14 protein-coding genes are annotated in these 18755 nt (G+C 71.5%); 6 read left to right on the top strand and 8 right to left on the bottom strand.

Going from position 1 to position 18755, the window contains the following annotated elements:
• Window positions 1-44: 44 nt before the first annotated feature.
• The 7 genes from holA to ACGFI7_RS11765 all read right to left on the bottom strand — a co-directional run bounded on the left by holA (window position 45) and on the right by ACGFI7_RS11765 (window position 10857).
• On the bottom strand, window positions 45-1028 hold the full coding sequence (gene holA / locus ACGFI7_RS11795) for a DNA polymerase III subunit delta (RefSeq protein ID WP_393402494.1): 984 nt from the start codon (window positions 1026-1028) through the stop codon (window positions 45-47).
• Between the two features lie 671 nt (window positions 1029-1699).
• A complete protein-coding gene (locus ACGFI7_RS11790) occupies window positions 1700-4387 on the bottom strand; it encodes a ComEC/Rec2 family competence protein (RefSeq protein WP_393402491.1) in 2688 nt (895 codons plus the stop codon).
• A 437-nt stretch (window positions 4388-4824) separates the two neighbouring features.
• Window positions 4825-5529, bottom strand: a complete 705-nt coding sequence (locus tag ACGFI7_RS11785) for a helix-hairpin-helix domain-containing protein (protein ID WP_393402488.1) — start codon at window positions 5527-5529, stop codon at window positions 4825-4827.
• 437 nt (window positions 5530-5966) lie between these two features.
• The gene (locus ACGFI7_RS11780) at window positions 5967-6917 is read right to left on the bottom strand and encodes a DegV family protein (RefSeq protein WP_393403905.1); all 951 of its coding nucleotides are present in this window, start codon (window positions 6915-6917) and stop codon (window positions 5967-5969) included.
• Between the two features lie 133 nt (window positions 6918-7050).
• The gene (gene hutI / locus ACGFI7_RS11775) at window positions 7051-8259 is read right to left on the bottom strand and encodes an imidazolonepropionase (RefSeq protein WP_393402486.1); all 1209 of its coding nucleotides are present in this window, start codon (window positions 8257-8259) and stop codon (window positions 7051-7053) included.
• Window positions 8260-8671: 412 nt separating this feature from the next.
• The gene (gene hflX / locus ACGFI7_RS11770) at window positions 8672-10084 is read right to left on the bottom strand and encodes a GTPase HflX (RefSeq protein ID WP_393402484.1); all 1413 of its coding nucleotides are present in this window, start codon (window positions 10082-10084) and stop codon (window positions 8672-8674) included.
• Window positions 10085-10167: 83 nt separating this feature from the next.
• The gene (locus tag ACGFI7_RS11765; RefSeq protein ID WP_393402482.1) at window positions 10168-10857 is read right to left on the bottom strand and encodes a DUF4097 family beta strand repeat-containing protein; all 690 of its coding nucleotides are present in this window, start codon (window positions 10855-10857) and stop codon (window positions 10168-10170) included.
• Window positions 10858-11001: 144 nt separating this feature from the next.
• Between ACGFI7_RS11765 and aceB the strand changes: the two genes are divergently transcribed.
• The 5 genes from aceB to ACGFI7_RS11740 are packed head-to-tail and all read left to right on the top strand — an operon-like array spanning window position 11002 to window position 17257.
• Window positions 11002-12579 carry a malate synthase A gene (gene aceB / locus ACGFI7_RS11760; RefSeq protein WP_393402479.1) on the top strand — a complete coding sequence of 526 codons (1578 nt, stop codon included), beginning with the start codon at window positions 11002-11004 and terminating at the stop codon, window positions 12577-12579.
• A gap of 50 nt (window positions 12580-12629) precedes the next feature.
• On the top strand, window positions 12630-14069 hold the full coding sequence (locus ACGFI7_RS11755) for an FAD-linked oxidase C-terminal domain-containing protein (protein ID WP_393402476.1): 1440 nt from the start codon (window positions 12630-12632) through the stop codon (window positions 14067-14069).
• Window positions 14069-15295, top strand: coding sequence for an FAD-binding oxidoreductase (locus ACGFI7_RS11750; protein ID WP_393402473.1), 1227 nt, complete (start codon window positions 14069-14071; stop codon window positions 15293-15295). Before ACGFI7_RS11755 ends, ACGFI7_RS11750 begins: the two co-directional genes overlap by 1 nt.
• Window position 15296: 1 nt before the next feature.
• Window positions 15297-16511, top strand: a complete 1215-nt coding sequence (locus ACGFI7_RS11745) for a (Fe-S)-binding protein (RefSeq protein WP_393402471.1) — start codon at window positions 15297-15299, stop codon at window positions 16509-16511.
• A 2-nt stretch (window positions 16512-16513) separates the two neighbouring features.
• The gene (locus ACGFI7_RS11740) at window positions 16514-17257 is read left to right on the top strand and encodes an IclR family transcriptional regulator (RefSeq protein ID WP_393403902.1); all 744 of its coding nucleotides are present in this window, start codon (window positions 16514-16516) and stop codon (window positions 17255-17257) included.
• On the opposite strand, the gene ACGFI7_RS11735 is transcribed toward ACGFI7_RS11740, so the two are convergent.
• Window positions 17235-17969 carry a VOC family protein gene (locus ACGFI7_RS11735; RefSeq protein ID WP_393402469.1) on the bottom strand — a complete coding sequence of 245 codons (735 nt, stop codon included), beginning with the start codon at window positions 17967-17969 and terminating at the stop codon, window positions 17235-17237. The genes ACGFI7_RS11740 and ACGFI7_RS11735 overlap by 23 nt on opposite strands.
• A 45-nt stretch (window positions 17970-18014) precedes the next feature.
• Here ACGFI7_RS11735 and ACGFI7_RS11730 point away from each other — a divergent pair, with 45 nt between their 5' ends.
• Window positions 18015-18752 (top strand): IclR family transcriptional regulator, encoded by a 738-nt coding sequence (locus ACGFI7_RS11730; protein ID WP_393402467.1) that lies wholly within the window; start codon window positions 18015-18017, stop codon window positions 18750-18752.
• Window positions 18753-18755: the final 3 nt, after the last annotated feature.

Genomic DNA, 18755 nt, shown 5'->3' with positions numbered 1-18755 from the left:
AGGTGTCCGCCACCGCGATCCGGCCCACCGCTCCCCCGACGTGACTACCGTCCCGTACGACTGGCCACGATGACCTGGACGGTGTGCTCCAGCGCGTACGCAGGGTCGGCCCCACCGCCCTTGACCTGCTCGTCGGCGTCGGCCACGGCCTGCATGGCCTGCGCCAGCCCTTCCGGCCCCCACCCCTTGATCTGCTTCCTGACCCGGTCGATCTTCCACGGCGGCATGCCCAGATGACTCGCCAGTTGCCCGCCCCGCAGGTTGCGCGGAGCCCCGGCGACCTTGGCGATGGACCGCAACCCACCCGCCAGCGCGCTCACCAACAGCACGGGCGCGACCCCTGTGCCCAGCGCCCAACGCAACTGCTCCAGCGCCTCACCCAGCCGCCCCTCGACAGCCGAGTCGGCGACGTTGAACCCGGTCACCTCGGCCCGGCCCTTGTGATAGCGCGCCACCGCCGCAGGCGTGATCGTCTTGTCCTGCGTGTCGAACATCAACTGGTTGCACGCTGCGGCCAACTCCCGCAGGTCGTTGCCCACCGCCTCCAGCAGCGCCTGCGCGGCCTCCCCCGAGATGCCCCGCCCGGCCCGCCGGAACTCACCCTTGACGAACTCCAGCCGCTCCCCCGCCTTGGTCACCTTGGTGACGGTGACCACCTCGGCCCCGGCCTTCTTCACCCCGTCGACCAACGCCTTGCCCTTGACCCCACCGGGATGCACCAGCACGAGCACCACGTCATCGGACGGCTGCTTGGCATAGGAGACCACCTCGGCGATCACGTCCTTGCCGAGGTCCTGCGCGGACCGCACCACCACGACGGTCCGATCACCGAACAACGACGGTGACGTCAGCTGCGTCAGCTCTCCGGTGGTCACCTTCGACCCGACGAGATCGTGCACTTCGGCCCCGGCATCCTGAGCCCGCGCCGCCGCGACGACCCCGCTCACGGCCCGCTCCGCCAGCAACTCCTCATCGCCGACGACCAAGGTCACCGGTGCTGGATCGCTTCCCGCCATGCCGAGCAGCATCCCACGCCCACCCGCCAACCCCAAACCGCCCGTCCACCCACCCCTCCACCCTCAAACCGCCCGCGAACCTCTCCAACCCTTCAACCCCTCAGCGCCCGTTCACCCAACCTTCAACCCCAAACCACCCCCGTCCACCCACCCTCTAACCTCAACCGCCCCATCCGCTCACCTCACCGAGCCCTCCCTCCCCACGCCCAGTCTTCAGACCGGCTGCAAGACCGGCACCAGAGCAACCCCCGAGCAGCCCTCGCAACCAGCCCCGGACAGACCCCGACACCGTCCTTTGGAATCAACCCCCGAACCAGACTCCGTGATCAGCCATCAAAACCAGCCCTGGACCAAGACTCTGGCGCTGGCCATTGGAACCAGCGCCAGATCTGACTCCGAGCCCTGTCATGCCAACGCAGAGATCGACCTTCAGGAACCCACACGTGGAATCCACCATCGGGAACCCACACGTGGAATCCACCATTGGGAACCCACACGTGGAATCCACCATCGGGAACCCACACGTGGAATCCACCATCGGGAACCCACACGTGGAATCCACCATCGGGAACCCACACGTGGAATCGGCCATCGGGAGCCCACGCTGGGAAATGCCCGCCGAGAACCGATGCAGGGGATCTTCCTTCAAGACCTGACCTCCGACTCCTCTCTTTGCTTTGCGCTCAGAGGCCACGTGCCACCACCGCCAGGCCGTTTCCTTGGTCGACGATGGCCAAGTCGCCCGACTTGTCCGTGCGGTAGACCCGGGCGCCCGAGTGGTGCAGCAGGCCGAGCGTCGAGGGGGCGGGATGACCGTAGCCGTTGTCAGCCCCCACGCTGACCAGCGCAGCCCGCGCGTGCACCGCCGCGAAGAAGGCGGGCACCTGTCGGGGCGATCCGTGATGGGGGACCTTCAACACGTCGGCCTGCGGAAGACCTCCACGAAGGAGCCGGTCCTGAGCCTCGGACTCGATGTCGCCGCTCAGCAAGGCGGACCCTGACCGCCAGCGGACGTGCAGGACGACGCTCGCGTTGTTCGCCGCGCTGCCCTCCCCCGGCCCTTCTGCCTCAGGGGTGGTGTCAGGAGCGATGACGGTCAGCTCGGACGGACCGAGCCGCCATCGCGTGCCCGCTTGCGCCACCTGCTGGGGGATCCGGCGGCGTGCCAGGTCGGCGCTGAGCCGGGCACTCTGCGGCGCGGACGGCCGATGCGGACTGGTGACGACAGCTCCCACCCTCCGGTCTCGGTGTACGCCTGCCAGGCCGTCGATGTGGTCGGCATGCGGATGCGTGAGGACCACCAGAGGCACCTCCCGAACGCCGAGCCTGCGCAGGCAACGGTCCATGACGACCGGATCCGGCCCGGCGTCGACGACCACGCCTTGGCCAGGACCGGCCGCGAGGACCAGCCCGTCACCTTGGCCGACGTCGCACATCACCATCAGCCAACCTCGGGGCGGCCAGGGCGCGGCCAGGGGCCTGATCCCGAGCACCGCGACCAGGACGCCACCCACGACGGCCAGCGTGACCACCCGCCACGCCCGCCGCCGCAGCACCACGACGGCTACGGCGACGACGACCGCCAGCAGCCCGATCCCCACGAATCCCTGCGGCCAGGCGACATTGGCCAGCGGAACTCCGGCCGCCCAACGGGCAACCAGGATGATCCACCCGACCGCGTACCCTGCCGGAACCACCAACGCCTGCGCCGCCTCGGGCCAGACCGGCGCGACCAGCGCCGCCACGAACCCCAGCAGCGTCGCAGGCGCCACGGCCGGCCCCGCCATCAGGTTGGCCGGCACCGCCACGAGGCTGATCTCGCCCGACATGAGCACCAGCACGGGAGTCACAGCCGCCTGCGCCGCAGCAGGCACCGCCACCGCCTCCGCCATCCACCGAGGCCACCCACCCCGCCGCCCTCGCCGTCCCTTCACCCCCTCCGCCCCCGCCAACCGCCCCCGGTGCGCGCCCCTCGTCCGCGCCCCCGCCGCCTCCTCTGCGTTCGTGGCATCTCCCGCCGCCACCCGCACACCCGTCGTCCCTGTTTCCGCAGCTTGCGGATCCGCCGAGCCGCCCGCCGCCACCCGCACACCAGTCGTCCACGTCCCCGCCGCCTCCTCTGCGTTCGTGGCATCTCCCACCGCCACCCGCACACCCGTCGTCCGCGTTTCCGCAGCTTGCGGATCCGCCAAGCTGCCCAGCGTTCCGGGGTGGGGCGGTGGGTTTGCTCTGTCGCGTGCTGGTCTTGCTGTCGCGGCCGGTCGCTCATGGGCCGGTCGGTGGTCTGGGTGGGTGGCGGTGTCGCCGGTGAGGCGGGTGCGCCAGCGGGGGGCTAGGAGGAGGATGCCTCCCGTGGCCGTCACCGAGAGGGCGAAGCCGTACGAGCGGGCCAGGTCGGGGGCGAACAGGATGAGGAGGAGGACTGTTGCCGACAGGGCGGCGACGCCGTCCTTGGCTCGGCCGGTGCCCAGGGCGAGGGCTGCCACCAGGCCCATCAGGAGGGCGCGCAGGACGCTGGGCGAAGGCCGGGCGACGATGGCGAAGGCGATCATGGCAAGGGCGGCGAAGGCGGCTCTCGGGACGAGGGGCAGGCCTGCCAGGCGGCAGAGAGCGAGGGCGGCGCCCGCGACAATCGCGAGGTTGGCACCACTGACGGCGTTGAGGTGGCTCAGGCCCGCTTCCTTGAGGTCCGCGTCGACCTGGCGATCCAGCCCCGAGACGTCGCCGACCACCAGTGCGGGGAGGAGTCCCCGCTGGTCCGGTGGGAGGATGCCCGCCGCTTCGCGCAGCCCGGCGCGGAAGGCACCCGCGACCGTGTGAACGGAGGAGGGCGGGGTCACAACCTTGGGCGGATCTCGTACCAGGAGGATCGCGGCGACGAGACCGGGTGAGGTGGGTTCGGCGAGGCGGCCTCTGACCTGGAGCCGCTGGCTCGGCAGGAGCGGGCGCCACTGCGAGCCGTTGGCGAAGACGACGACCGGGGCGTGGACGGCCAGGCGCTTGGCGCCGACCTGGATCAGCTCCATGGTGGCCTCGGCGACGACGCTGTCCTGATGGAACCGGCCGGGCTTGGGGTGTCGGACCTTGGGGTCGCCGGTGAGGGTGATCTCGGCGGTGATCGACGCGCCCTCGGCGGCCAGTTCGGCGACCGGTCCTGTGGTGACGGCGTGCAGGCGGAGCGCGATCGAACCCCCGACGGCTGCGACGCAGATCAGTACGGCGGCCACGGTGTTGCGGTGTGCCGGGTCTCGGATCAGCCGCCAGGCTGCGAGCGTGCTTGCCACGGACGCGAGGCAGACCAGGGTGACGACGGGCACGGGGCAGCCGAGAAGCACGATGGCGGCGCCCCAGGCAGCCAGGGCCGGAAGCATGAGCGGCCAGAGGTGCCCGCGTCTTCCGTCTTCGTCAACGTCATGACGGGCTGTGCTGTCCCCGCCGGTACAGCGCCCCTCACTACGGGCCCTGCCAAGGCCATGGGGCTCGTTGCCGTTGCGCCTGCTCTCCTCCCGTTCCCCGTCGTCTCGAGGGCCGTCGTTCCGCCCACCTCCGGAGCGCCCATCGTCGTTGCGCCGCCCGCCGTTGGGGTTTTGATGGCTGGGGTTGGGGAGGGTTCCGGGTCGAGGGGGGTGACCGATGGTGGCGCTGCTTCGGGACTCGCCGCTTCGGGACTCGTCGCTTCGGGGTGCGCTGGTACAGGGCGCGCTGGGACGGAGGTCGTCGCTGGGACGAGGGTCGCCGGGACGAGGGTCGCCGGGATGGAGGTTGTGGGGGAGGTGGGAGGGGGTTGGTGGTTCGAGGGGCTTGGGCATCAGACTCGGACCTTTGGCTTGATCTCCTCGAAGCGGCGGGTGCCGATGCCGCTGACCTCGCGGAGTTGGTCGACGCTGGTGAAGCCGCCGTGGGTGGTGCGGAAGTCGACGATGCGGGCGGCCAGGACCTCGCCTACGCCTGGGAGTTGCTCGAACTGGTCGAGGGTGGCGGCGTTGAGGTCGAGGACGGTGGCTTCGGGAGCTCCGGCGGGGGCCGCTGCCGTGGCTGCGGGAGCGCCGACCAAGATTTGTTCACCGTCGATCAGGCGTCTGGCCAGGTTGAGGGTGTCGAGTGAGGCGCCACGGCGGATGCCGCCTGCGGCGGTGATCGCGTCTTGTACGCGGGAGCCGGTGGGAAGCGGGTAGACGCCTGGGTCGCGGACTTTGCCTGCGACGTGGACGGTCACCTGGGTTGTCGGGGTGGTGGCGGGTGCGGGGCTGGACAGTGGGGTGGGGGCGGGCAGGGGTTCTGGGACTGGTTGGGAGCGCCAGAGGAGGAAGCCCGCTACGAGGACGGCTGCGGCTCCGAGGGCTAGCAGGACGCGAAGGCCGGGCCGTCCTGGGTCGAGGGAGGCGGTGGAGGCGCGGAGAGCCTGGAAGGACTCGGGCACTCCGGCCAGGAACGGGGCACGGTCAGGACCGGTGAGCGAACGTAGCCGGGACTCGGCGATGGTCCGCTCGGATGTCGGGTCGGAGGCGCGCACGGGAGGAAGCTACGGCGGGATCGATCGGCGCCGTCCCGCCGAATGGGACTCTGTGGATTGGTGGCCCAGCGACGGTCGTGCTGTGGATAAGGGGCGCGCCGACGGTGCGGGTAAGCGGCCAACCAAAGGTCCGGGTGCGGCTGGACGGTCAACCGGCGGGTCCTGTTGCAGACAGGCATACGAACGGTCCTGCTGCGGTAGACGACCCACCGTCCGTTCTGGCGCGCGTAGGCGGCACACATACGGTCCTGCTGTGGAGGGCCGGGGTACCGGCCGCCGTGGCGAGGGCGTACCGGCCGCCGTGGCGATGGCGTACCGGCCGCCGTGGCAGCTAGGACGAGGGAAAATCATGACCCAGCGCAACACGGGAGATCGCTGACGACGGCTGGAACGTGGGCAAGGCCAGGTCTCCGCCGCACCAGGGCTCCCCAAATGGGTCAGGGTGACGGGGAGAGGGTGATGCCGAGGGTGCCGGGGCCGACGTGGACGCCGATGACCGCGCCCACCTCCACCACCCGGACCCCTGCCGCGCCGGGTATCCGTTTGGCCAGGTTATCGGCCAGGACCTCGGCGCGGTCCGGGGCGGCCAGGTGTTGGACGGCGATCTCCACCGGGTCGTCACCCGCTTCCCGCACCGCCAAGTCTTCCAGGCGGGCGAGGGCGCGGGAGGCGGTGCGGACCTTTTCCAGCAGGGCGATGTGGCCGTCCGTGAGATGCAGCAGAGGCTTGATCATGAGAGCCGTGCCCACCAGCGACGCGGCGGTGCCGATCCGGCCGCCGCGGCGGAGGTGGTCGAGCGTGTCGACGTAGAAGAACGTGCGGGTACGGGCGGCGCATCGGACGGCCGCCTCGGCCACCTGTTCAGGGGTGCCGCCTGCCTCGGCGGCGTGGGCCGCCGCCAGGACGGGGAAGCCGAGGCCCATGCCGATCGAGCGGCTGTCGACGACGGTGACGGGGATCGGGGCCTCGCGGGCCGCTGCTCGGGCCGCTTCGACGGTGCCGGACAGTTCTCCTGAGAGGTGGATGGAGACCACGCCGGCCACGCCGCGTTCGGCGAGCGCCGCGTAGTAGGACGCGAAGCGTTCGGGCGAGGGTCGCGACGTGGTCGCCTTCGCGAGATCAGCCCAGGTCGCGGGCTCGGTCTCTCCTCTGGGCGCGGGCGTGGAAGAGCGATCGGCTGCCGTCCCCTCCGGTCTCGCGGAGGAAGAGCGATCGGCTGCCGTCCCCTCCAGTCTCGCGGAGGAAGAGCGATCAGCTGCCGTCCCCTCCTGTCTCGCGGGGGCAGAGCGATCAGCTGCGGTCCCGTCATGGCCCGCGATCTCAGCCGTGGAAGAGCGATCGGTCGCCGTCCCATCGCGTCCCGCGGAACCGGTCGCAACACCCCTCATGAGATCCGGCTCGTCCCACGACCGATCCCCCACGATCACCTGGACGGGGACGACGCTGACGCCCGGTACGTCAGGCAGGTAGGCGGTGGAATCCGTGACTACGGCGACAGCGGGCGACATATCCCGACTTTAGCTACTGAACCGGCGTCCCACCCCGCCAGACCCGGCGCGGCTTGAGGCCGAAGGACCAGGCGAAGGCGCCTTCGTGGTCGGCGTCCCACTGGACGATGTCGGCGAGCCGGCCCGGCTGCAGCACCCCGCGGTCGGGGGCGCCGAGGACGGTCGCGCCGCCCAAGGTCGCCGCGCGCAGCGCGTCGTTGACGCTCATGCCGAACGCGGACACCGCCATCGCGATGACCAGCGACATGGAGGTGATGCCGCAGTAGCCGGGGTTGTGGTCGCTGCCGAGCGCGATCTGCACGCCGTGCTTGATCATCTGGCGGACCGGCGGCAGGTGGCCGCGCTGGAGTGCGGTGGCGGGGCAGACCACGGCGGGCACACCGTAGCGGGCCATGATCGCGATGTCCTCTTCGGACATGTGGTGCAGCCCGTCGGCGGAGGCGCAGCCGAGTTCGGCGGCGAGCTGGACGGCGCCGCGGCGGCTGAAGATGCCAGAATGGATGCGCGGCAGCAGGCCGACGTTGCGGCCCGAGGCGAGCACCCAGCGGGACTCCTCGGTGGTGAAGTGGCCCTCGTCGCAGTAGACGTCGACGCTGTCGGCGCCGGCCGCCGCCGCGTCGGCGCACCAGGCGCCCACGGCCTCGACGTACTCGCGCTGCCGGCCGAAGTACTCCGGAGGCACGACGTGCGCCGCGAGGAAGGTGACGTGCACCCGCGGCATCATCGGCTCCTTCTCCAGCTCGCGCAGGAGCCGCACGTCGGCCAGCTCGCCGTCGCGGGTGAGGTGGTAGCCGGTCTTGGCCTCGACGGTGGTGGTGCCGTTGAGCAGCCAGCCGCGCAGCCGCTCGCGCACGCCGTTGCAGAGGGTCCACGGGTCGGTGCCGCGGGTCACGGTGACGGTGGAGCCCACTCCGCCGCCCGCGGCGGTGATCGACGCGGAGGTCGACCCGCCGGTGCGGATGGCCAGCTCGGCGTAGCGGTTGCCGGCGTAGACCGGGTGGGTGTGGGCGTCGATGAGGCCGGGGGTGACGAGCGCGCCGCTCAGGTTTTCGACGTGGTCGACGTCGACGATGTCGTCGACGACTCCGGGGACGCTCTGCGGCAGGTCAGGCGCCCGCCCGACCCACGCGATGCGGTCGTTGTGCACGAGGATCGCCGCGTTGCTGAGGACCTCGTTGCCGGTCCACAGGCGGCCGATGTTGGTCAGCAGTCGAACGGTCACCGCATCACCGCCCCACGCGCGAGCAGCACGCAGCGCACGGCCTGTGCCGCGCCCACTGAGTCCGCTCCGGGTCCGGACGACATGGGGGGTCTCCTGCTCTCATCCGCAAGCTGTGCGGTGACCGTATCGCCGAACTCATGATCCGGCGATTTCAGTTCAGTTACGTTATTTCACATGCGGGCGCGCTGTACAGGGTTATTCGGAAGAAAGCCCACTCATCCCAACCGTCGCCCTGGCACACCCACAACCTCTGGCCCCCACGTGCTCCATCGAGCGCGGCAGCCGTCATGCGTTAACCCGTGTCATTCAGTCGAAAGGCTTGGCTAATCCTAGCAATCCCAGCGTTGCTGGACCACTGCCGCGTTTGGGCAGCCCTGTACCACTTTGTGGCCAGAGCTGCCCTGACGAGCCGTCAAGCGACGCGTTCGACCGGCTTGCCCACCCGCACGAGCTCCTGGTAGAGGCTGGGCAGCACGCGGGCGTGCAGGACGGTGCCGTCCTCGACGTGGTCGACCGCGAGCACCTCGCCCTCCTTGTGGGCCCGCGAGATCAGGTCGCCCCGGTCGTACGGGACGAGGAGGGTGACCTCGTGGTCGAGGCGCGGCAGCCGCTGCTCGACGAGGGCGAGCAGCTCGGGGATGCCGGCGCCGGTGCGGGCCGAGACCACGACGCTGTCACGCTCGCGCCGCGTCAGACGGTCGAGCACCTCCTGGTCGGCCGCGTCGGCCTTGTTGATCACCACGATCTCGGGCACGTCGGCCGCCCCCTCGATGGTCCTGAAGACCTCGCGCACCGCGGCGAGCTGGCCTTCGGGGTCGGGGTGCGAGCCGTCGACCACGTGCAAGATCAGGTCGGCGTCGGCGACCTCCTCCAGCGTGGACCGGAACGCCTCGACGAGCTGCGTCGGCAGGTGGCGCACGAAGCCGACGGTGTCGGCGATCGTGAACACCCTGCCCTCCGGCGTGCGCGAGCGGCGCACGGTCGGGTCGAGGGTGGCGAAGAGCGCGTCCTCGACCAGCACGCCCGCCCCGGTGACCCGGTTGAGCAGCGACGACTTGCCGGCGTTGGTGTAACCGGCGATGGCCACCGCGGGCACCTCGCGCCGCTGACGGCTCTGCCGCATGGTCTCGCGCGAGGTCGACATGCCCCTGATCTGGCGGCGCAGCTTGGCCATCCGCTCGCGGATGCGGCGCCGGTCCAGCTCGATCTTGGTCTCACCGGGACCGCGGCCGCCGATGCCGACGCCGCCGGCCGCCCGGCCGCCGACCTGGCGGGACAGGTTGCCGCCCCAGCCGCGCAGGCGCGGCAGGAGGTACTGCAGCTGGGCGAGCTCGACCTGGGCCTTGCCCTCCCTGCTCTTGGCGTGCTGGGCGAAGATGTCGAGGATCAGGGCCGTACGGTCGATGACCTTGACCTTGACGATCTCCTCGAGCTGGCGGAGCTGGCCGGGGCTCAGCTCGCCGTCGCAGATCACGGTGTCGGCGCCGGACGACTCGACCACGTCGCGCAGCTCCAGCGCCTTGCCGGAGCCGATGTAGGTGGCGGGGTCGGGGAACTTGCGGCGCTGGATCAGGCCTTCGAGCACCTCGGAACCCGCGGTCTCGGCCAGGAGCTTGAGCTCCTGCAGCGAGTTCTCGGCATCTTCGACCGTGCCCGAGGTCCAGACCCCGACCAGGACGACCCGCTCGAGTCGCAGCTGCCGGTACTCGACCTCGGAGATGTCTTGAAGTTCGGTGGAGAGGCCCGCCACGCGGCGCAGCGCCTGGCGCTCCTCGAGGTCCATGTCGCCGGTCTCGTACTCTTCGAACGCGGGGTTTTCGTGCATATGTGTCATCTCTTATAGGGAACGTCTGGGCACCTCGGTGTCTTCCCCGATCGTGGCACGACATCCCCACCGTCAACACCTGATTATCGCGGCTGCACGCTGACGTCGCCCGATCCGGCGCTGACCTTGACCTTGCGCGGCGCGTTCTGGTCGTCACGCACGGACACCGTAGCCTCCCCGCTGCCGACCTCGGCGTCCACGTCGTAGCCCTCGTCGGGGAGGCGCAGGACGACGCTGCCCGAGCCCGTCTCCAGCTGGGCGTCGTCGGGCGCGGCGGCGTACTCGAGCTTCAGGTCGCCCGAGCCCATCTCGGCGGTGACCGTCTTGCCCGTCAGGCCGGTGGCGTCCACCGTGCCGGAGCCGGAGGTCACGACGAGCGGACCCGACAGCGACCTGAGCGTGACGTCGCCGGAGCCGGCCTTGGCCACGACCTCCAGGCCCTTCGGGATCTCGATCTTGTAGTTGACGCCGCAGTCGCCCCACGCCCGCGCGCACTCATACGTGATCAGGAGCGTGTCGCCGTTCACCGTGTGCTCGGTCTTCGGCTTGTCGCCGCGCCAGTGGAGGGTCTCGTCGACCTTCACCGCGCCGCCCCAGGTCTCGGTGATCAGGGTGTCGCCGGAGCCGTTGCGCACCTCCAGCTTGGTGACCTTCTCCGTCACCTCGTACGAGACCTTGTCCTGCTCGCCCGGGCCGGTGAGACCGCCCAGCCCGCACCCCGTCAGCAAAGCGGCCGAGGCCAGCAGGCCCCCCGCCAGCGCAATCCTCTTCATGACCCGATCGTCGCGCGCTTGGCGGCGCCAGACATCGGGGATGCCCCCGAAGGCACCCCGGCTTTGACCCCCTGAACCCGGATAGCGTACCTTCCCTTCCATCATTCAGAATCAATTTTCCACGAAGCGGAAAGAGATCGCACCATGGAGATCACCGGCCCGATGCTCGACCGGTTCGACGAGGTCCTGACGCCCGAGGCGCTCGCGTTCGTCACGACGCTGCACCGGGAGTTCGACGGCAGGCGGCTGGAGCTGCTGGAGGCCCGCGAGGCCAGGCAGCGCGAGCTGGCGGCGGGCGGCACGCTCGACTTCCTGCCGGAGACCAAGGAGATCAGGGAGGGCGACTGGACGGTCGCGCCACCCGCCCCCGGTCTGGAGGACCGGCGGGTCGAGATCACCGGGCCGGTGGACCGGAAGATGACCATCAACGCGCTCAACTCCGGCGCCAAGGTCTGGCTGGCCGACTTCGAGGACGCCAACTCCCCGCTCTGGGAGAACTGCGTGCTCGGCCAGCTCAACCTGCGCCTCGCGCTCGACCGTACGATCGACTTCGAGTCCGGCGGCAAGTCCTACGCGCTCCGCCCCGACGAGGAGCTGGCCACGGTCGTGGTCCGGCCGCGCGGCTGGCACCTGGACGAGAAGCACGCGCAGGTCGACGGCGCGCCGGTGTCGGCGTCGCTGTTCGACTTCGGCCTCTACTTCTTCCACTGCGCCCAGCGGCAGCTCGACAAGGGCAAGGGCCCGTACTTCTACCTGCCGAAGCTGGAGTCCCACCTGGAGGCGCGGCTGTGGAACGACGTGTTCACCCGCGCCCAGGAGCTGCTGGGCATCCCGCACGGCACGATCAGGGCGACCGTGCTCATCGAGACCTACCCGGCCGCGTTCGAGATGGAGGAGATCCTGTACGAGCTGCGCGACCACTCGGCGGGGCTCAACGCGGGCCGCTGGGACTACCTGTTCAGCGTGATCAAGAAGTTCCGCACCCGGGGCCGCGAGTTCCTGCTGCCGGAGCGCAACGCGGTGACGATGACGGCCCCGTTCATGCGCGCCTACACCGAGCTGCTGGTCCGCACCTGCCACAAGCGGGGCGCGCACGCGATCGGCGGCATGGCGGCGTTCATCCCGTCGCGGCGTGACCCGGAGGTCAACGCGGTCGCGCTGGAGAAGGTCCGCGGCGACAAGACCCGCGAGTCGGGCGACGGCTTCGACGGCTCCTGGGTGGCGCACCCCGACCTGGTGCCGATCTGCCGCGAGGTCTTCGACAGCGTGCTCGGCGACCGGCCCAACCAGCTCGACCGGCTGCGCGAGGACGTCACGGTCACGGCCGCCGACCTGCTGGCCGTCTCCGAGACGCCGGGCGACATCACCGAGGCGGGGCTGCGCAACAACGTCGACGTGGCGCTGCGTTACCTGGCCGCGTGGATGGGCGGGCTGGGCGCGGTGGCGATCCACAACCTGATGGAGGACGCCGCCACCGCCGAGATCTCCCGTTCCCAGATCTGGCAGTGGATCCACAACGACATCACCCTCGCCGACACCGGCGCGCAGGTCACCAAGGAGCTGGTCGAGCGGATCATCGGCGAGGAGCTGGAGAAGATCGCGGCGGAGCCGGGCTACGACGAGCAGCTGTTCGCGCAGGCGACGGCACTGTTCAAGGAGGTCGCGCTGGACGACGACTTCGCCGAGTTCCTGACGCTTCCGGCATACGCCCGCATGCCGTAAATGCCGTCCTATATTTGCACTGACAGCAGGCCGACTGCGCTGGAGGCGCCATGCTCCCCACGCTGACGGCGGCGCTGCGCGAGGCGCTGCCCGCCGACGCCGTGATCACCGATCCCGTGCGGCTGCGTACCTACGAGTGTGACGGTCTCACCTATCACCGGGCCACGCCCGGCGTGGTCGTGCTTCCCGACACCGCCGAGCAGGTGGCGGCCGTGGTCAGGCTGTGCAACGAGTTCGCGGTGCCGTTCGTGGCCCGCGGCTCGGGCACGGGCCTGTCGGGCGGCGCGCTGCCCCGCGAGGACGGCGTGCTCATCGTCACCTCCAGGATGCGCCGCATCCTGGAGGTCGACCTGCCCAACCGGCGGGCCGTGGTGGAGCCGGGGGTCACCAACCTGGCGATCACCGAGGCGGTGCGCGACCAGGGCTACTACTACGCGCCCGACCCGTCCAGCCAGCAGATCTGCTCGATCGGCGGCAACGTGGCGGAGAACTCGGGCGGCGCCCACTGCCTCAAGTACGGCTTCACCGTCAACCACGTCGAAGCCTGCGAGATCGTCACCCCGGACGGTGACCTGGTGACGCTCGACCTGCGCGACCCGGGCTACGACCTGCTGGGCGCCTTCATCGGCTCGGAGGGCACGCTCGGCATCGCCACGAAGATCACGGTACGGCTGAGCCGGGCGCCCGAGTCGGTCACCACCGTGCTGGCCGCCTTCGAGAACATCGAGCAGGGCGGCCGGGCGGTGTCGGCCATCATCGGCGCGGGCATCGTGCCGGCGGCGATCGAGATGATGGACGCGCTGGCCATCGAGGCCGCCGAGGCGGCGGTGGCCTGCGACTACCCGCGGGGCGCCGGGGCCGTGCTGATCGTCGAGCTGGACGGCCCGTCGGCCGAGGTCGAGCTCCAGTTCGCGCGGCTGAAGGAGATCTGCTCGGGCGCGTTCGAGCTGCGCGTGGCGGCGGGCCAGGAGGAGCGGGCGGCGATCTGGAAGGGCCGCAAGTCGGCGTTCGCCGCCGTCGGCCGCATCAGCCCGGCCTACATCGTGCAGGACGGCGTCGTGCCGCGCACCGCGCTGCCGCGCGTGCTGGCCGCGATCGACCGGCTGTCGGCCGAGCACCGCATCAGGGTGGCCAACGTGTTCCACGCCGGAGACGGCAACCTGCACCCGCTGGTGCTGTTCGACGACGGCGAGCCGGGCGCGGGCGAGCGCGCGGAGACGGTGTCCGGCGCGATCCTCGACCTGTGCATCGAGCACGGCGGCTCGATCACCGGCGAGCACGGCGTCGGCGTGGACAAGGCGAAGTACATGCCGCGCATGTTCTCCGACGACGATCTCGACACCATGCAGCTCGTACGGTGCGCGTTCGACCCCAGGGGCCTGTCGAACCCCGGCAAGGTGTTCCCCACGCCGCGGCTGTGCGGCGAGGTGCCGGGCGTGCGCAAGGGCGTGCACCCACTGGTGGAGTCCGGGAAGGCGGAGCAGTTCTGATGCTCTCAGAGGATCTGGCGGCGACCGGGGTGACGGTCAGGGAGGCCGGGCCCGGCGACGCCGTGGGCGGGGTCACGCCGCGCTGGGTGGCGCTGCCCGAGACGGTCGAGGAGGTGTCGGCCGTGCTGCGCGCCTGCGCGGCCCGCGACCTCGCGGTGGTGCCCGCAGGCGGCGGCACCAAGCTGCACTGGGGGCCGCCGCCTGAGCGGTTCGACGTGCTGCTCGACCTGTGCTGCATGAACGAGATCGTCGAGCACGCGGCCGGCGATCTGGTGGTGCGCGCGCAGGCCGGGGTGACCATGGAAGCGCTGGCCGCGGCGCTCGCGGAGAGCGGCCAGGAGCTGGCTCTCGACGTTCCGTTCACCGAAGGCACCACGATTGGTGGTACGCTCGCCGCCGCGGTCGCGGGGCCGCGCGCCTTCCGCTACGGCACGGCCCGCGACCTGCTCATCGGCATCACCGTCGTGCTGCCCGACGGCACTGTCGCGCGCTCCGGCGGCAAGGTCGTCAAGAACGTCGCCGGTTATGACCTGGGCAAACTCTTCACCGGTTCGTTCGGCACGCTCGGCGTGATCGCCGAGGCCACGTTCCGGCTCCACCCGCTGCCCGCCGACCGGCGCTGGGTGGTCGCGGTGGTCGAGCCGCCCCAGGTGTCGGAGCGGGAGCCGTGCCAGGTGCGGGAGCTGGCCGCGATGCTGGCCGCCGCCCAGGAGGAGCCGAGCGCCGTCGAGCTCGACTGGCCGCACGGGCAGGGGCCGATCTGGATGACCGCGCTGGTCGAGGGCGCCGCCGCCGAGGATCGCGCGCGGACGCTGGCCGCGCGGATGGGCGACGTGGTCACCGGGGTGCGCGAGGAGCCGCCGCCGCAGTGGGGGCTGATCGTGGACGACGGCCTGCTGGCCGAGGTGCGCTTCGACCCGGCGGCGCTGACCGGGGTGCTCGACGCGGTCCACTACAGCGGGTTCTCGCTGCGCGGCTCGGCGGTGGGCGGCCGGCTCTGGCTGGAGCTGTGGGGCGAGGAGGACGAGGAGAAGGTCACCGGCGCGGTGGCCGCACTCCGCGACCGGCTCGACGGCTGCGGCGCCCGGCTCGTCGTGCACGCGACCCCGTACGAGAGCGTGCAGCGCTGGGGGCCCGTCAGCGCGCTGCCGCTGATGCGGCGGGTCAAGGAACGGTTCGATCCGGGACGCATGATGTCTCCCGGCCGGTTCGTGGGAGGGATCTGAGATGGCGGCCGAGCCCGATCCGAAGCTGATCGGCGACTGCGTGCACTGCGGGTTCTGCCTGCCGACCTGCCCCACGTACGTGTTGTGGGGCGAGGAGATGGACTCCCCGCGCGGCCGCATCCACCTGATGAAGCAGCACGTGGAGGGCACGCCGGTCACGCCGGAGATGGCCGGGCACTTCGACGCCTGCCTGGGCTGCATGGCCTGCGTGACGGCCTGCCCCTCCGGGGTCCAGTACGACCGGCTGATCGAGCAGACCAGGGCCGTCGTGGAGCGGGAGCACGAGCGCGACCCGCAGGAGCGGGCGGTGCGCGGCCTGGTGTTCGGGCTGTTCCCGTACCCGCGCAGGCTGCGGCTGATGCGGCCGGGCACCGGGCTGGTCCGGCGGCTGGCGCCGTTCCTGGAGCGGGCGCACCCGAGCCTGGGCGCGATGGCCGCGCTGGCGCCCACGGTGCGCCGCCGGCAGCGGCTGCCCCGGCTGGTCCGGGCCAGGGGGCCGCGCCGCGCGGTGGTGGGCATGCTCACCGGGTGCGTGCAGGGCGAGTTCTTCCCGCAGGTGAACGCGGCGACCGCACGGGTGCTCGCGCTGGAGGGCTGCGACGTGCTGATCCCTGCGGGGCAGGGCTGCTGCGGGGCGCTGAGCGTGCACGCGGGACGGCCCGACCAGGCCCGGCGGCTGGCCCGCCGCACCGTCCGCCTCTTCCGCAAGGCGGGCGTGGACACGGTGGTGGTCAACGCGGCCGGCTGCGGCTCGTCCATGAAGGAGTACGAGGAGCTGCTCGGCGAGGAGCCGGGCTTCCGGGTGCTGGATCTGTCGGAGTTCCTGGCCGAGCTGGGACCGGTCGCCGAGCGGCACCCGCTGCCGGTGACCGTGGCCTACCACGACGCGTGTCACCTGGCGCACGCCCAGGGCGTCCGGTCGCAGCCGCGCGAGCTGCTGCGCGGCATCCCCGGGCTGGAGCTGCGCGAGGTGCCCGACGCGGCGATCTGCTGCGGCTCGGCCGGCACCTACAACATCTTCCAGCCGGAGGCGGCCCGCGAACTCGGCGACCGCAAGGCCAAGGCGGTCGGCTCCACCGGGGCCACCCTGCTGGTGTCGGCCAACCCGGGCTGCACCATGCAGATCGCCGCGGCGATGCGCCGCCAGGGAGCCGAGATCAAGGTGGCGCACACCGCCGAGGTGCTGGACGCGTCGCTGCGCGGGGTCGCCCTGTGAGCGTGCAGTCGGTCGAGCGGGCGCTCGACGTGCTGGAGGCGCTGGCCGAGCGGGGCGGCGAGGCCGGCCTCTCGGAGATCGCCGCCCGCACCGGACTGCCGTACGGGACCATCCACCGGCTGCTGCAGACCCTCCTGGCGCGCGGGTACGTGCGCCAGGAGTCGGACCGGCGCTACGCCCTGGGCGGCGGGCTGGTGCGGCTCGGCGGCGTGGCCGAGGGCATGGTCGGGGTGTGGGCGCAGCCTCACCTGACGAGGATGGTGGAGCTGTCGGGCGAGACGGCCAACCTGGCGGTGCTCGAAGGCGACTTCATCGTCTACGTCGCGCAGGTGCCCTCGCCCCGCAGGCTGCGGATGTTCGCCGAGGTCGGCAGGAGGGTGCTGCCGCACAGCACGGCCGTCGGCAAGGTGCTGCTGGCCTGGCGGGCCGCCGAGGAGGCGGTGACGCTGCTGGAGCGCACCGGCATGCCGCGGCGCACGCCCAACACGATCACCACCACCGACGCCATGCTCACCGAGTTCGGGGTGGTGCGCGACCGCGGCTACGCGCTCGACCTGGGCGAGGAGGAGCTGGGCGTGCACTGCCTGGCCGTGCCGGTGCGCGACGGCGAGCGGGTGGTGGCCGCCATGTCGGTGTCGGGCCCGGCCGAGCGGATCGACGCCCTGGACCGCGACGAGCTGGCCCGCGGCATGCTGAAGATCGCCGACGCGTTCGGCGCCGAGCTCAGCCCGGCTCCCGGAGGCTGAAGAACCCGCCGGCCGGATGGCTGACCACGGCGACCCGGCCGTAGGGCGAGCCGAACGGCTCCACGGGCACCTGACCGCCGAGCCTGGTCACGGTCGCGCAGGCGGCGTCGAGGTCGCCGGTGTCGAAGTAGACCATCCAGTGCGAGGGCACGCCCTCCCAGTGCTCGTCCATCCGCAGCCGCCCGCAGACGGGCTCGCCGCCGGACCGGTAGACCATGTAGTCGACGCCGCCGGTCGGCACCGGCTCCCGCTCGTAGCCGAGGACCGCGTGGTAGAAGGCGTCGGCCACCTCGCCGTCAGGGGAGTTGACCTCCGCCCAGCTCATCGCGCCCGGCTCGGCCGTCACCCCCGCCCCGGCGAACTCGCCCGGCTGGAACAGCGCGAACGTGGCCCCGGCCGGGTCGGACGCCAGCACGTAGCCCGCGACCGGCCCCTCGATCAGCTTGCCCCCGGCCGCCTCCAGCCGGGCGGTCGCGGCCGCCAGGTCGGCGACGGCGAGGTAGACCGTCCACGCCGGCGGGTCGGCGGCCTGCTCGAACGGGGTGATCGCCGCCACCGGCCGCCCGCCCAGCCGGGCCGTCGACCAGCCACCCTGGTCGTGGCACTCCCAGCCGAAGAGCGCGGCGTAGAACCGCTCGGCCGCGGCCGCGTCACGGGTGAGGAGCTGCGCCCAGCAGGGCGCGCCTTCCGCGTACGTTTTGTTTTCGACCATGTGACGACCGTCTCATAAGGCTCCGACAGATTAAGCTGTTGCGCTATGAGCAACAGCTCGGTGCAGTCCGTCGACAGAGCCATCGCCATCCTGGAGATCCTCGCCCGTGAGGGGGCGACCCGCGTGACGGATCTCGCCTCGGAGCTCGACGTGCACAAATCCACCGCGTCCCGGCTGCTCGGCGCGCTGGAGCAGGGCGGCCTGGTGGAGCAGACCGGCGACCGCGGCCGCTACCGGCTCGGCGTCGGCGTGGTCCGGCTCGCCGGGGCCGCCACCGCCCAGCTCGACCTGGCCAAGGAGAGCAGGCCGGTGTGCCGGAGGCTGGCCGGGGAGCTCGGCGAGACGGTCAACATCGCGGTGGCCCGCGACGGCGACGTGGTCAACATCAGCCAGGTGCGCGGCCCCTCCGCGATCAGCGGGCAGTCCTGGACCGGCGCCCGCACTCCCCCGCACGCCACCTCCAGCGGCAAGGTGCTGCTCGCCTTCGGCGCCCTCGACGTGCCCGCCGAGCTGCACCGGTTCACCCCGCTGACCATCACCGACGAGCGGCAGCTCGGGCTGGAGGAGATCGTCCGGCGCGGCTGGGCGGCGGCGGTGGAGGAGCTGGAGCCGGGGCTGAACGCGGTCGCGGCCCCGATCAGGAACATCGACGGCACGGTGGTGGCCGCCGTGAGCGCGTCCGGGCCGTCCTTCCGGCTGACCCCGCAGCGGCTGCCGGAGATGGGCGCGTGCGTGGCCGAGGGCGCGCAGGAGATAAGCCAGCGGCTCGGCTATTACGGTTGAGAC

It is taken from the genome of Nonomuraea sp. NPDC048826 (assembly GCF_043198225.1).
In the GTDB taxonomy this organism is placed as follows: Bacteria; Actinomycetota; Actinomycetes; order Streptosporangiales; family Streptosporangiaceae; genus Nonomuraea.
The sequence above is the reverse complement of the archived record's forward strand: the minus strand, read 5'-3'. Positions and strand labels throughout refer to the sequence as shown.

Coding starts and splice junctions, on each gene's coding strand:
- ACGFI7_RS11780 (WP_393403905.1), bottom strand. CDS start 6,917: ATGAGGGGTGTTGCGACCGGTTCCGCGGGACGCGATGGGACGGCGACC.
- ACGFI7_RS11765 (WP_393402482.1), bottom strand. CDS start 10,857: ATGAAGAGGATTGCGCTGGCGGGGGGCCTGCTGGCCTCGGCCGCTTTG.
- ACGFI7_RS11745 (WP_393402471.1), top strand. CDS start 15,297: ATGGCGGCCGAGCCCGATCCGAAGCTGATCGGCGACTGCGTGCACTGC.
- ACGFI7_RS11755 (WP_393402476.1), top strand. CDS start 12,630: ATGCTCCCCACGCTGACGGCGGCGCTGCGCGAGGCGCTGCCCGCCGAC.
- ACGFI7_RS11790 (WP_393402491.1), bottom strand. CDS start 4,387: ATGCTTCCGGCCCTGGCTGCCTGGGGCGCCGCCATCGTGCTTCTCGGC.
- ACGFI7_RS11735 (WP_393402469.1), bottom strand. CDS start 17,969: ATGGTCGAAAACAAAACGTACGCGGAAGGCGCGCCCTGCTGGGCGCAG.
- hflX (WP_393402484.1), bottom strand. CDS start 10,084: ATGCACGAAAACCCCGCGTTCGAAGAGTACGAGACCGGCGACATGGAC.
- ACGFI7_RS11730 (WP_393402467.1), top strand. CDS start 18,015: ATGAGCAACAGCTCGGTGCAGTCCGTCGACAGAGCCATCGCCATCCTG.
- aceB (WP_393402479.1), top strand. CDS start 11,002: ATGGAGATCACCGGCCCGATGCTCGACCGGTTCGACGAGGTCCTGACG.
- holA (WP_393402494.1), bottom strand. CDS start 1,028: ATGCTGCTCGGCATGGCGGGAAGCGATCCAGCACCGGTGACCTTGGTC.
- ACGFI7_RS11750 (WP_393402473.1), top strand. CDS start 14,069: ATGCTCTCAGAGGATCTGGCGGCGACCGGGGTGACGGTCAGGGAGGCC.